This window comes from Flavihumibacter cheonanensis (assembly GCF_022352215.1).
GTDB lineage: Bacteria > Bacteroidota > Bacteroidia > Chitinophagales > Chitinophagaceae > Flavihumibacter > Flavihumibacter cheonanensis.
This window is the reverse complement of sequence record NZ_JAKRWF010000005.1, coordinates 21,786-36,158: the sequence shown is the minus strand read 5'-3', so window position 1 is coordinate 36,158 and position 14,373 is coordinate 21,786. Positions and strand designations below refer to the sequence as shown.

The window sequence follows — 14,373 nt, the reverse complement described above, 5'->3', positions numbered from 1 at the left end:
TTTAGTAAAAATAACTGAAAAAATTAGTCCTAATCACATCATACTGTGATTATTTGATATTTTTTTGCTGAGATACCCCAATAACCAATATAAATCACATTATACTGTGAATCAACTAGAAAGTTGATGTCAATAAGCGGGGGTATCAGCAGAAAGCTGACCAGGAAAAGTATGGAACGCCCTTTCAATTTAAAAACTAGAGGGAAGTATGGAATTCGGATTAGTGATGCGTTCCTATTGAATAATTACAACCCTGAATTTCTATCTTTATCTCAACCTCAACTAACACCCATCTTATGCGCTCAGATAACTGTGCAGGCCTCCTTTCTCTCCTCATGACCGCTCTACTTATCCTTTCCAGCTTTTGCCAGGTATCCGGGCAACAGTCGCAGGTTACTGACAGCATCATTCAACGCTACCACAAAGAAACCAGCTTACCCGAAAAAGCCAGACTGGCCGGGGAACTGTCGCAGATCTTCATGGCCATTGACACTTTAAGCTCAGAAAAATGGGGAACCCAGGCAATTGAGGATGCGGAAATTTCGAGAGACCGAAAAGCGATGTTTCGTTCGCAACTGGATAATGGCATCCGACTGGCCTATGTAGCCGCCAGAAAAGGCTATACGGCTAAATCCCTGGAATACCTGGACAATGCCTTTCGGATGGCCAAAGAAAACAAACTGGAAAAAGAACAATCGGAAAGTTTATTATGGAAGGCCTATGTATATCAGACCAACTCAGAAATTGACCAGGCAATGGCTCAAACAACACAAGCCTTTGCATTGGCGCAGAGTGTAGGGAACGATAGTTTGCTGGCCGCCTGTTATTATTCCTTTTCCAAATGCCATGAAGGCAAAGGAGAAAAACTACAAATGCTTAAAAATACGTTTGAGGCGGTATCCATTGCGGAAAACATCAACAACCACGCGCTGCTTCGAACAGGCTATTTGCAATTAGCTCAATTTTATTCCTCTATAAAAAACTACGACAAAGCGCTCGATTTCACCTTCAAAGTGCTGCAACTCGATCTGGCCAGCCAATCAGATGAATCAAAGTATGGAAGAGCGCAAGTCTATACCTCCATCGCGAGTATTTACCAGTACAAAAAGAATTATTCGATGGCCGAATCCTTTTTCAACAAATCGATTCAGTATGCAGATACCATCAACTTTCAGCCACTTAAAATGCAGGGATACCTGGGTTTGATGAACCTCTACCTCGCAAAAAATGACCCTGTAAAAGCACTTGATTTTTTCAACACCAAAGAAGATCTCAAAAAATATATAGCTGGCTTTGGTATGGCCAGTGTAATCGACCAGGCCTATGCGCTCATATATACCCGACTGAATAAGCTGGACTCCGCCAGTTATTATTATGCACGCTGTTTGCCCTTTTTTGAAAACAGTGTAAACCCGGCCTCTAAACTCAATTTTTATTTCTATTATGCGGAATACCTGAACCAAAAATCCGATAAAACCGGAGCCATTGCCATTTACGAAAAAGGCAAACAAATAGCCGATGCAACCAAAAACCTGGACTGGATGCGGGTATACTCCAGACTACTGGACTCTTCATATACTAACGTTGGAAATTATGCACAGGCCTTACATTACAACAAGCTGTATAACCGGTATAAGGATAGCCTGGACAAATTGGGAAAAGAAGATGAAATTCTACAATTGCAAATTACAGATGAGGAAAAAAGACGGGACCGCCTGGCGGTTGCAGAGAAAGAAAAAATCGAAAAACGCAATCGTATTCAGTATATGGCAATCGTCATTGCCATAGCTACCATTTTTTTGTTATTGGTATTACTGGGCTTATTCAGGGTATCGGCTACCACCATACGCATCATTGGCTTTTTCGCCTTCCTGATGTTCTTTGAATTTATTTTCCTGGTATTTAAGAAGAGCATATTCGGCATAACACAAGGGGAACCCTGGAAAGACCTGGGCATGATGATTCTGATTGCCGCGATCCTCGTTCCCTTGCATCATTGGGTGGAACACAAAGTCATCCATTACCTCTCTTCCCAGCATATGCTCAAACTACGGGATAACAGCAAGGCATGGTGGAACCGGATATCAAAAAGAGGAGAACCACAGGTATAATTTTTCTCACAGTTCATACAGGTTGGTAAAAATCCAGTTGGAAGTGGAACCCCAGAAACCATAGGCGGTGTAGACCATTGCTCATTAATTCACATCAACTAGACTTTTAATCCATCCTTAAACGCTGAAATGAGCTCTTCTGTTCTCCTGTACAATATAGTTTCATTGACAGTCAGTTGCAGTTTTCCGGCAGCATCAGGTCTTCCAAGAATAATTTTATGACGTTCCCGCATTTTCTTTTGAAAGGCCACTCCATCAGTACCCGCTGGAAGGGAAAGTGAATATATATTGGTACCATCGGGATAAGCAGTGATCTGTACTTCCTTGATTTGCTCAACCCCTGCCTTAAAAACATTAAAAACCTGGATAGATTTCTCTAACCGATTTTCAAAACCTTCCAGGCGATGCAGTGCCATAGCAGCATTGGTCCAGTTGCCATACATTGCACCACCATGTACTTTGATCAGATGGGGAACCTGGTTGATAAGGGTAGCCGGACCACAAAGCACAGCACCAGCAGCGGCACCCAGGTATTTATAAAGCGAGATATAAACAGTATCGAAATACTGGGAATACGCTTCGATGGAAGTACCAGTCCAGGCAGATGCCATGAAGAGTCTTGCACCATCCAGGTGCAGCGGAATTTGTTTTGATTTACAAAAGGAACTGATAGCTTTTATTTCTTCCAGGGGCACCATCCGGCCATCTGCTCGTCTGACAGGGTTTTCTATAGAAACAGCACCGATCCCTGCATCAAAGACTTCTTGTTTAGGAAGCTCATTGATAGCATCGATCAACTCCTTTGCCGTAAAATGGGAGGTGTTTATGCCAAGGGGAACCAGCCGTTTACCAAACACAGTTTGTGCGGCATCCGCTTCATCCCGGTAAACATGACTGAGATCCTGCACAAATACCTTGGATCGTTGCTGACTGAGCAGGGAGATTGCCAGTTGATTGGCCATGGTACCGCTAGGCAGGAAGATCGCTTTTTCTTTACCGGTACGTCGAGCCATTTCTTTCTCCAGTGCTTCTACCGAACCACCTGTTCCATACCGGTCTTTTTCAATCAAGCCCTTGATTTGCAGCTGGTCCAGAATTTCCAGATACTCCTTTGGTTCGAGAAGCTCGCCATCTCCATAAAATTTGACAAACCTGTTAGACGGATCAAAATTTCCCGAATTGAAATCTCCGGCCATAGCAGGCAAGCCAGGAAACAGTGCCGGCACTAAGCCGAGACCGGATGATTTTAGAAAAGAACGCCTGGTGTTACTCATTTTTCTTACGTATTAAAGAAGAAATTACAAGGAATGAAATAAACCCGACAAACAAAAGAATTATTTCCCAGGATTGGTAATCCCATTGCTTGTTGTATCCTTACCTCATTCTTACCTTTTTCTTACCTTTTTCTTACCTCATAGAAACCTCATGGAAACCTCATCCTAACGTCAAACGGACTTATAAACTTATCTAGTAGGAGTTACTACTTCGTCTGCAAAAATGGAAGTACAATCAACGAAACCATTTCCGGGTAAAACAATAATCCAACATGATTACAATTCGGCATAATTGCCAACTGAGAACCAGGAATTAACTGATGAATCCGATCAAAACCTTCCACTGCCATGTATTCATCCCGGTCCCCTCCTACTATCAACACGGGACAGTTTATCTTTTCCAACTTTTCCTTTTCAACATATACGGGCTGTAACCAGGCCGCTTTCAGCTTTTCTATGAGAAGATTATAGCTATTGGGTTGGGGCATCAATTGCTTTCGTTCCTTGACCAGCTGCGGAGCCATTTGTTCGTAATCATCCCCTGTTCTCTTTTTTAATCCTTCCAATACACCGGGTCGATAGCTTGCCGTATCAATGGCACCGGCGAGGGCAACCAGCTTGTTTACCCGATTTGGATAATGAGCAGCCAAATAATATGCTATGGTGGCACCGGCACTAAAACCCATCACTGAAAAACGATCCATCTTTTCTTTCTCTGCAATGGCCAATACATCTTCCGCAAATAATTGGTACGAATATATTTTTGAACCAATTGCTGATTTGCCATGGCCCCGCATTGCAGGCACAATTACTCTAAACTGTTTTGCCAGCAAGGGAATATATTGTTCAAATTCAGCAATATATCCAAAGGTATCACCATGTAATAAGAGCAGGGGGCTGCCTTCCCCATAAACTTCATAATATAAGGTAGCATCAGCTACTTGCAGGTACTTACCTGCCTGAGGGTTGTTTCCATAATTCTTTACCTGAGTGCTGGCTGATTGTCCGTAAATAATCAACAGGAATAAAATTATCAACCTTGTCTTCATTTCTGTAAACATATTCCATAAAAATAGCTTCTATAGTTCTACTATCATCGAGGCTTTTGGGATTCCCTTACCTCCTGCCATAACTTTTGTAATCAGCCCCTTTTCCGCCGATAGTTCCACCATAATCAAACTGGTTGAGGCAGGATTCATAAAAGCCCCCTGTTGAATAAGAAAGCGCTCCTTTCGGATAGCCAACTGATCATACAAATAACAGGCAAGGGGCCCAGCTGCCATACCGGTTCCAGCCTCTTCCTTAATTCCATAACGGGGAGCAAACATCCGGGATGCCGCATCCCTCACTGGATTCTCCGTAGCTGTTGTAAAAACATAGTACCCTACTAAATCCAACTCCTCACTAAGTTGGGTGATCAAATCAAAATCTGGCTGTATTCTTTTTAAAACTTCGATACCTGTTACTGCCAGGAGAAGAAAGGAGTTACCTGTATTTACAATTGAAAGCGGGGCATTCATTAAACGATCGGCACCCTTTAATCCCAGTGAATCTAAGATACGCGTTGAATAGTCTTCCACCTCCCTATACACGGGCGGCTGCTGCTCCATAAAAGCCATATCACCTTGTACCAGTATTTCGCGTCTGCCATCGATCGTTTCTTTTGAGGAGGGGCCATTTCCAATAAATCCTTGTTGGGAGAGGTAAGAAAAAGTGGCAATGGTGGCATGACCGCAATGTGCGATTTGACGGGTCGGGGTGAAGAAATCCAGCTTACAATCAGCCACAACAGAGTTTGAAACGAAGGCGGTTTCAGACAGGCCAACTTTCCTTGCAATTTGCAATTTTTGTTCAGAAGTTAGGTTATCGGCCTGCAATACCACCCCTGCGGGATTTCCACCCTGTTCATTGTCAACAAAAGCATTAATGAGTTGAACTTCAATTGTTTTGGGATTATCCATGGTAGTTCTAGTTTATTTGTTACAATACGTACCACCTATAGACGCAGCAATTGAAAAAAAGACGCAGGCTCAAGACAAATTTTTACATGCCAGCAATTGGTCCTTCAACTGTTCCCGGCCTCTTTGAACTCTGGTTTTTGCGCCGGAATGAGAAATATTCAATTTTTCAGCAAGTTCCTTTTGTGAAAACTGATCGAAATAGGTCAATAAAATAGCCTGTTTATAGTTTTCAGGTAGCTGGTTAATTTTCTGATTTATACAGGTACTCAGAGCCGCAAATTGGGGTTCCTCATAGGCCTGCTCTGCAAGATCTAAGCCTTCTATTCCGGTCATCCACCTGTTTTTACGATAATGATCTGTAACTGTATTTCTTGTTATTTGATACACCCAGGAAGTTAATTTAGAAGCATCTTTTAACGTATGTAACTGAAGTTGAATTTTAATAAATACCTCCTGCAATATATCATCTGTTATAGTTGGGTCTCCTAGCTTAGTAAAAATGAATTTTTTCAATTCCTGGTGCAGGTCGTTCCAGATATCCTGAATTTGCTTGTTCATAAGAATAGGCAATAAAATTAAATCCAAAAACTGTTAAGAGTATGTTCAAACTAAGCCTTGCGAACTTTTTAACAAACAACCATTCATCCAATTAAAGTCAATTACTGTATAAATAATACCCAATCCATCCAACTATTTTCATTGGTTTGTTTGGTATGAGAAAATTAGTTAAGGTTCCATTATTGGTATTCATACTGGCAGTGAATACTATTTCTACCAACGGGCAAGACATAACTTCCAAACTTGACAGTATTGTAACCTGCTATGAAACCTACAAATGGAATTTTGTGCTGCTAGCAGGTACAAAAGAAGGTCCATTTTATAAAAAAGCAATTGGATTCCGGAATGTTGAAGAAAAAGTACCCATGGAGCTCAACACCCTATTCAAAACGGAATCCGTCGGAAAAATGTTTACTGCGGTCAGGATCCTGCAGTTGGTGGAAAAGGGGAAACTGAAACTAACCGAAACAATTTCCCAGCTTCTGCCGAACCTTACACTAGCCAATGCAGACAGTATAACCATCCATCATCTGTTGAATCACACATCTGGCTTATCGAGTCATTGGGAACATCCAAACTATGATCCTACTAAACTATATAGCCTGGAAGAAAAGATCGAGAACACCCCGATCCGGTTTTCTCCTCCGGGTTTAAGAACTTATTACAGCAATACAGCCTATTTTATTTTAGCTGCTATCATTGAAAAAATAGATAAAATGCCCTTTCATCAGGCCATAGAAAACTATATTTTCAAACCAGCAGGTATGCTGCATACGACCTATTTTAAAACCCGGGGCTTGCCATCGGATGCAGCCCTACCCTATTACCAGGTCTCAAGTACCGAGTTTGTTCGGGACGATACCAGCTTCTTAGCCAATAGTGATATGGGCGCTGGAGGATGGTTGTCCAATGCAGGGGACCTCTATCAATTTTTGCAGACCTATTTGAAAGGCAGGTACCTATCAAAAAAAATGATGCAGGTTCAGCAGAGTGCCAATAGGACTATGGCCGACAGCATACCGGGATTTCGATATGGCATGATGATTTTACAAAGCCTGAGTAAAGCTGTGCCAGTATACGGGCATAATGGAGGAGGAAGGGGATATAGTGTAGATATGTTCTTTGAACCAGCAACCGGGTACATTGTAGTAATGTGTTCCAACATGTGGGGCACCGGTTATCAGATAACTTCCCAGGTGTTTAGCCAACTGCTCAACAAACCAATAACAGCTAAACCACAAGCCCAGGTAACAGTACGTTTGGTAGATGCTATCAGAAAAAAGGGCACGGATGCATTTATTCAAAATCCTGAAGAAATCTTTGAACAAGCAGCTGTCCCCAAAACTGAATTTGTGCTGTTGCGAACTGCCGAAAGTCTGATTCGACTAAACGATCTATCCACTGCTGAGGTGGTTTTACAGGTTGGCCATCAGCTCTTCCCTAATTCCCCTGATTTGTTAATTACAAACGGTAATGTGGCGAAAAAGCAGGGCCGAACTGCAGTAGCAGCATTTTATTACATTACTACAAAAAAGTTTGCAGCAGAGAAAAAGGCTCCCCATCTTGTGGAGGAAGCGGATGCCTTACTTAAAGAATTATACAAAGACAGGTTGAGCACTAAGTAAGATTCATTAGATATAATAATGTATATCAACCATAAAGGTAATAGTATCCTGATCGAACTCAGCAACATTGGGACCTCTCTCTACATTGCTAAGAGATAAAATATGGAAAGTTGCTTTATTAGCGTTTACCCTGGTGAACTCAAGGTACCTGTTGTAGCTTTTTTCTCCAAACTAGTAATGATACGCTCCAAATATTTCATCAAGATTGGCCTTTATTGATACCGATTCAATAACCGTATCCAATTTTAAAAGATTCACAACAAACTTCTTCCAGGTTGTTGGAAAAAACCAGGATCCATTAAAAACTCATACAACCAGTATCGATTTGTTTTATCAATTGCGATTTGAAACCACTCCTACAGGTCAGTTTTGGGGAAGAAAACTCCTAATCCACTTGTCCCCAACGAACGCCCTTTCCGCAACCTGGCCATATTCCAGATTGAATAACTCATTAATTGTTGGATCATGAATTGTCATTTGTTCCAGTGCCACGATTCTTATATCCTCCGGAATTTGGTCACCTGTAAGGAACTGCCAGTCTCCATCCTCCTCATGAACTACTCTTAGTATCGGCTTCTTCTCTTCCAGCCATTGTCGGGTTGTAAAAACGCCCAGGTTCTTCTCTTCCAAAAATTTAAAAGCAGCATTTCGATCCAATAGAGGTTGAATAAATTTAAATTCTTCTTCAAAACCATCTTCCCAGGGATATCGATTCTGGCGGTCAGTCCATACCAGTTGCATGGCAGGGAAATTACTGGTTTGATTAAACCATATGGCATATCCGAAATAGTCTTTTATACATTCGGGATCAACCTGCACAAATTGAGAACTCCCATTTTCAAAAAAGTCATCATAGTTTACCTCAACCTGGAAGCAGACACCCTTTTTAACCAAGGCCCCACCAAGATTTAAAATAGAATGCAATGTATTTATGGGCAATCCAAAACTAATAAGCTCAGGGTGATTGAAGTTCTTCCACAATCCAATAGTAAAGGCAAATGATGGCAGGTAATCCGTTGCTTCCATCATGATAACTGCAAGTCCATACTTTTTAATATCTTCTATGAGTTTTTCCTCGTTCATTTAGATGCTTACTTTGGTATTTACTATAGAAGGAAGTTTTCCAATTTGAGTCCAAATTAATTTGTTTATCAGGAATCGAGTCTATTTTTAGTTCGCCTTCCTTTTATAGTACCCTTCAAACAGAGCTCACATGAACAGGGTCGGCGATTGTGACTATTAGGCATATAGCGCCACCCAAGGACCTGAGGAATGTGTTTTATTCGTAAAATTTCTGAGGGCATAATTTTTCTATCAATGATAAGTTCATAACCGAGTGGATCCTCCATATTTAAAATCTCTGCAATGGATTCACCGAGCTTCATTTGGTGATGATCTAGACCATACTTACCAGCAAAAACGACTTCTTTTGAAGACACTTTAAAATAAACGCCAACAAAGGTTTTCGCACCTCCGCGCTTAAGTTCCCGCAGCCACTGATGAGTCACATAAAAGTTTGGCAGAACCGGCATGCAATAAATTCCAATAGAATGCTTACTGATAACAATACCATTTTTAAGTATCATAGCTGCATCCCGCTCATCTGCTAAATGTACTAGTGTAGGCAATGTTTAAACTCGATTATAATTTATAATTCCAATGTAATATTCATATTCAATAGCGCGCATCCTATAAAGACAGTTTCATTATACTCCGAAAGCCATTTCCGCCGATTAAATAAAGGACAATTCTTTACACCTTACTGGCGACCTTTTCAATATACATACAAAGCCTTAACCTTTCTCAGACGAACCTGGGAATGCCAGTTAGCAGAATTGAGATCAGTACAATCTACATCAAACCAGAGAGAATCTACTACCCGTTCAAAAGTCAGTGCATCATCAGGCCCCTCAATTAGGCATCCATATACCAGTTCAAAATCCGAAACCCTGGCACCAATCCCCAGGCCTTGCTGAGTCAAACCACGGTATGCACCCATCACTCCAATCATATCCAATTTCCCTCCCTTAAAACGAAAATAAAGGTCGCCTGAAGTGTACGTTTCCCAACAAATTGATTCATTAAGCAACCCAGCCTGAACTGAATGGTGATTTAATCCGGCTAATTCTACACTTTCAATATCCTCCAGCAATGTTCCCAACACTAGCCCTGCTGCACCCTTGCCAGGTATAATCGGACCATTTAATTCAATTTTGTTACTCATTGTACGGTTTAAAATCTTTTACTTCCAACCTTCATATTTCCACGATATTGAACTGCCTTTGCCAATCTGCCTCCCTTATTATAATAATACCGAGTGCGTAAACCGATTTCGCCGGATCCCCAAACAAAAGATTCAGATAGTTTATGATCCGTTGAATAGTAATTAATTTGTCCCGCTAAAAAAACTCCAGAATTATTTTCCTTGTGGGTATAAGCAAGCAATTGATTCCTGTCATTAAAATATTCAGTCCGTATATAAACATTTTTATATTTGCCATAACTATCATCATATACCGTTATAGCCTTCAATATTAACGTATCTCCGGGCAAATGACATTGAATAGTTTTAAAAGCTGTTTTTGGAGAAGTTATATGAATTGTGTCACATTGTAAATTCCGGGTTGATGCATCCAAATGATTTAGATAAGCAAATTTCCTAATTTCTGAATCCTGGGAATAACAGGTCAAACAGGAAAATAAAATTAAAAGAGCGACTACTATTTGCTTATTCATAGTTCTTAAAAGGTTCGCCTAATTCCCAAAATGGTTGGCAAATTAGATAGATCATTCATCAAAAATAAAATCAGTAATCCCTAAAGATTTAAAATACTTCCTAAGAAAATTACTCTCCGGAGTTGCTGTATGAAATAGTAGCAATCTATTTTCATTTACTATTAAATGAAATATTCTCAATATCTCATCAGAATGATGAAATGACCTTAGGCCCTTGAATATTTCATAACTCCTGATCGCTTCTGCTTCCTTCTTAAATACTATTTCTAACAAACCAAAATTAACCGTGTTCGAATCCAATAAAAAATAGCTATCTATAGAAAAAGCTAACTCGTTCTTTGAAAATATTGATGTTTTTAACCCTTTATCTAAATATTTTATTATTGCTCTACCATGGGAAACCCCTTTACAATTAAAATCTATATTTTCAATGCTCTCTATTTCAGCAAATTTCAAAAACTGATTAGCGTAATTAGAAAATTGAATAGAAGGATTTAAGGTGTTTTTGAATTTGGATCCAGTTATTGTATCTATACAGAATTGTGAAAACAAATTCATATTAAATAGAAATAAAGTAATAATTAAGGCGAAACATCTAGACCACATATTGAGCTTTTACGGGTATTTTGTAAGCAGATCCGACAATTCCTTCTCATGTACTTTTGCAGCATTGGTTAGTTCAGGACCGACATCTATTTTGAAATTCTTCTGCTGAATATGATCAAGAAAATGAATATCCAGTAAGCTATCAAATCCCTTTTGCAGGTAATAGGGCAAATAGGATGGCCAAACCCAATCACCATCAGTTACATAACTGTCTGGTGCAATCCATGCTTTTGTTTTGAAATCTTGAAAATACCCCATCCATCCAAACACCAATTCACCTGCATTTAAATATTGTACAATCTTATCAAGGTCAATAGCACTATTACCATTATTTTTCGAAATTGATTTGATTGGAACGGCTGAGGGAATTGGATTATACTCGTAAATAAAACCAACTAATTTCATAATTACTAAGTCAAGTGTCACCTAATCTAAAAAATACTTCAGTATCTCATTCGCAATTACAGCATGGCCTTTTGCATTCGGATGATTAATCTGCGACATATAATCTTCGATATTGCCCCCGGCAGCTTTAATATCCCGGAATTGAGCATAACTGTCAACCAGGCCGAGTTGGTATTTATTCGCAAGTGATCTAATCTGTTTCGCATGTTGTTCCAAATTAGTATTCGGATCCAATAAATCAACCGAAAGATCCGGGGAGGGTGTTAACAGCAAAATTTTTATTCCTCGTTTTTGTGCCTCTACAATCATTTTCTCCCAGGCGGTTTTCGCTGTAACTAGTCCGAGCCCCCGATCATTTAGAGCATAATCAATGAACAGTACATCCGGTTTGTGGCACAGTACGTCGGACTCAAAACGTTTTTGCCCACTTTGCGAATTTTCACCCCCAATGGCCATATTAATCACATTAATAACCGCGTAGGGATATTTCTCTTTTAATAAGCGCAGTACCTGATAGGGATACGCATCCATCGTATTAACAACCGGCGTTTTAAAATACCCGGCCGGAACACTATGACCATGGAAAACCAGATTAATAGTGTGGTTATTCGGCCACTCCTTTATAAGTTCTTCCTTAATCGGTTTCAGGTACTCTTTTATGCCAGGAAGGGAAGCCAACTTAGGTTGAGCAATCAAAATAGTTGGCAATAAGTATAGTATTAAGAAAGCAACCTTTTGCATTTGTATAGCTTTCAACAATATTATTGATAAATTTTGATAGATAATCAGAAGCTAAACTGGAAGCCATTTATACTGCTGAAACATTAAAACCGTAAAGATATATTCACCTTTCTTTGTACAAGAAGTAAATATTTGTTGAGTGATAATGCCTTTGAAATTAATGGGTAAAAAAACAATTTAAGTTAAAATAATACATAGAAAAGGTATAAGAAAAATGGTAGCGTCAAAAATAAATTAATAAGTCCTTTTTTAGAAACTTGTTGCTTATCAACAACAAATGTTCTATATAGATATTGAAAAGAATATATACTACCAATTACGAATATTGGCAGAATAATAAACCAGCTTATCATTCTATTTGCCGGCGATCTTATTGGAATTATTTCTAAATCTCTAACGAGAATATCCTTTACTATAACAATACAAAATATTATGAAGGAAGACAACGCCTTCTTATCAATATCAAAACAATATCGTTTCCAACTTACCAAATTATTATTTATCAATCTATCATTTGTTGATAAGCATTAAACTAACACAATACCTTACCTCGAATATCTTTTGAAATTGATCTATAAATAGGAATATTTATTAGTTGCTTATAAATATTCAAATTCTCCAACTCATCTAAATTAAAGTAATTATCAACATCCATCTTATTTGTACGGAGATATTCCATAGCCATCCGAATTTCAATCCCCCTTTGCGGACTAAGCATTGTTTCTCCAAATGTTTCACTTGGTCGTATGTACAGCCAGATGTGCTCGATGAAATATTCTTAATCTCAAACCACATGGTTTCAATTTTCGAGTAATCCATTTCTGAAAACATCTCTAATAAATTTATAGAATATATAAAATATGGGATAATTGCGTCATCATCCTAAATCAATTCGCCTTTTAATTTCCATGCGCCATTTCCTCTAATATTAGGCAATCATGGCATGCGCCGGGCTCCAAACAACCATAAATAACTGGATTTATTATCTACAATATTTGAGATCTTCAATAGTAAGTCTTCCTTCAACCATAGACATTAAGTAATTGGATTCAAACATCAATTTCATAATAGCTCCAATCTTGTATTGCTGAACATCATGTTTTAATACGGCATAATTATACTTTTCAGAAACATAAAAATAGTTATTCAATAAATCACCTTTCTGTAATTGTAAAGAGTCTACTAAAATACTTTCAGAAACAATTGTTCCAGCATCCATTTTTTTATACTCCGATTCTGTAAAACAAATGGATTTATTAGTAAGAATAATTTGCTTTAAATAATTTTTGTAAACTTCTTTATCCTTATATTTCGGATCTCTTAAATTCATGATATCAAGCAAACTCTTATTAAGAACGACTATCTCTTTTTCGACCTCGTTTATTTTAGCCTTTATGACAACAAAATAACGGCTATTGCTATCGCTATCTAAAACTCTATTTAAATATTTTTCTCTGCAATAAATAAAAGCAGATGGAACATAATACAATCCAATTAGATTTCTAGTATTGTATAAACGATAGTGAAAGCGTTTTGTAAATTTAATTTTATTGTCATCCCAGTATCGCCTTTTCTTAACATGTAAATAACTTGCGTTTCCAACTAATGGCTCTACAATAGCAGATGTATTTCTATCATGTATACCCCAAATAAAATTATACTTGTTTCCCTTTCTAATAAGCTCCAGATTAGAATTACTATCTAAACTAACTATTCTGGAAACAATCTTAAATAAAGAATCATTTCTCTGCGCCCTTATGACATAATAGTCGCCTCTTGTTTGAATCCCTACTATTCTATACAAAGAATCCGTATTCCCAGTAGCATACAAATTTGCAGACAAAATAAAAATTAACCACGCCAATAGATATATCCGGTAAATTTTCATGAAATAAATTTAGCGCTATTCTGTCTATTCTATTCTATCAATTAAATCCGGATTAACAGAAACAATTACCCATGAACTCACCTTTTTCCATCTGCTCTTAACTTTAACAATAGCCGCCTCCCATGCAATGGAATCCCTTACAAAATCAGAAATCCGAATGAGATTTTTTTTTGAAATTATAGGAGCATAATAATTATTTATATATTGCATTTTTTTAACCTTTCCATTTCTACTTATTCTCATTCGGAACATCATCGTATCTAATCCTGAAATTGAATCTTTGAAGCGTTCTTTAACCAACAAACCAAAATCTTTATTGCCAATTATTCTCGCAAGTTCAACTTCATCTTCAATTATTCCCACCTGTGCAATAAGTGGATTAAACCAAAGAATTAAAATAGTTAATATGGCAACAATTCTTTTAGTCAAACCAATTACTGCAAAACCAAGAATTTTGTATTTAAGCAT

Annotated in this window: 15 protein-coding genes; 2 read left to right on the top strand and 13 right to left on the bottom strand. The window is 38.4% G+C overall.

Annotation, left to right across the window (positions count from 1 at the left end):
- Positions 1–296 precede the first annotated feature (296 nt).
- Positions 297–2,111, top strand: coding sequence for a tetratricopeptide repeat protein (locus MD536_RS19160; RefSeq protein ID WP_239603085.1), 1,815 nt, complete (start codon positions 297–299; stop codon positions 2,109–2,111).
- Between the two features lie 98 nt (positions 2,112–2,209).
- On the opposite strand, the gene MD536_RS19155 is transcribed toward MD536_RS19160, so the two are convergent.
- From MD536_RS19155 to MD536_RS19140, 4 genes are all read right to left on the bottom strand, one after another.
- A complete protein-coding gene (locus tag MD536_RS19155) occupies positions 2,210–3,385 on the bottom strand; it encodes a threonine aldolase family protein (RefSeq protein ID WP_239603083.1) in 1,176 nt (391 codons plus the stop codon).
- A gap of 206 nt (positions 3,386–3,591) precedes the next feature.
- Positions 3,592–4,434: an alpha/beta fold hydrolase gene (locus MD536_RS19150; RefSeq protein ID WP_239603081.1), complete on the bottom strand. Its 843-nt coding sequence runs from the start codon at positions 4,432–4,434 to the stop codon at positions 3,592–3,594.
- Between the two features lie 30 nt (positions 4,435–4,464).
- Positions 4,465–5,346: a PhzF family phenazine biosynthesis protein gene (locus tag MD536_RS19145; protein WP_239603079.1), complete on the bottom strand. Its 882-nt coding sequence runs from the start codon at positions 5,344–5,346 to the stop codon at positions 4,465–4,467.
- A 69-nt stretch (positions 5,347–5,415) separates the two neighbouring features.
- Positions 5,416–5,904: a sigma-70 family RNA polymerase sigma factor gene (locus MD536_RS19140; protein WP_239603077.1), complete on the bottom strand. Its 489-nt coding sequence runs from the start codon at positions 5,902–5,904 to the stop codon at positions 5,416–5,418.
- A 155-nt stretch (positions 5,905–6,059) separates the two neighbouring features.
- On the opposite strand from MD536_RS19140, the gene MD536_RS19135 reads away from it, so the two are divergent.
- Positions 6,060–7,529, top strand: coding sequence for a serine hydrolase domain-containing protein (locus tag MD536_RS19135; RefSeq protein ID WP_239603076.1), 1,470 nt, complete (start codon positions 6,060–6,062; stop codon positions 7,527–7,529).
- A 363-nt stretch (positions 7,530–7,892) separates the two neighbouring features.
- Here the strand turns inward: MD536_RS19135 and MD536_RS19130 are convergent, their stop codons facing one another.
- The 9 genes from MD536_RS19130 to MD536_RS19090 form a co-directional block, all read right to left on the bottom strand.
- Positions 7,893–8,612, bottom strand: a complete 720-nt coding sequence (locus tag MD536_RS19130) for a DUF4262 domain-containing protein (protein WP_239603074.1) — start codon at positions 8,610–8,612, stop codon at positions 7,893–7,895.
- Between the two features lie 68 nt (positions 8,613–8,680).
- Positions 8,681–9,157, bottom strand: coding sequence for a hypothetical protein (locus MD536_RS19125; protein WP_239603072.1), 477 nt, complete (start codon positions 9,155–9,157; stop codon positions 8,681–8,683).
- Positions 9,158–9,303: 146 nt separating this feature from the next.
- A complete protein-coding gene (locus tag MD536_RS19120; protein WP_239603070.1) occupies positions 9,304–9,753 on the bottom strand; it encodes a hypothetical protein in 450 nt (149 codons plus the stop codon).
- Between the two features lie 8 nt (positions 9,754–9,761).
- Entirely contained in the window at positions 9,762–10,265 is a 504-nt protein-coding gene (locus MD536_RS19115) for a hypothetical protein (RefSeq protein WP_239603068.1), read from the bottom strand.
- A gap of 51 nt (positions 10,266–10,316) precedes the next feature.
- Entirely contained in the window at positions 10,317–10,823 is a 507-nt protein-coding gene (locus MD536_RS19110) for a hypothetical protein (RefSeq protein WP_239603067.1), read from the bottom strand.
- Positions 10,824–10,880: 57 nt separating this feature from the next.
- On the bottom strand, positions 10,881–11,276 hold the full coding sequence (locus MD536_RS19105) for a hypothetical protein (protein ID WP_239603065.1): 396 nt from the start codon (positions 11,274–11,276) through the stop codon (positions 10,881–10,883).
- 21 nt (positions 11,277–11,297) lie between these two features.
- Complete coding sequence (locus tag MD536_RS19100; protein ID WP_239603063.1) at positions 11,298–12,017, bottom strand: SGNH/GDSL hydrolase family protein; 720 nt, start codon at positions 12,015–12,017, stop codon at positions 11,298–11,300.
- A 982-nt stretch (positions 12,018–12,999) separates the two neighbouring features.
- Positions 13,000–13,905 (bottom strand): hypothetical protein, encoded by a 906-nt coding sequence (locus MD536_RS19095; protein ID WP_239603061.1) that lies wholly within the window; start codon positions 13,903–13,905, stop codon positions 13,000–13,002.
- A gap of 24 nt (positions 13,906–13,929) precedes the next feature.
- Entirely contained in the window at positions 13,930–14,373 is a 444-nt protein-coding gene (locus MD536_RS19090) for a hypothetical protein (RefSeq protein ID WP_239603059.1), read from the bottom strand.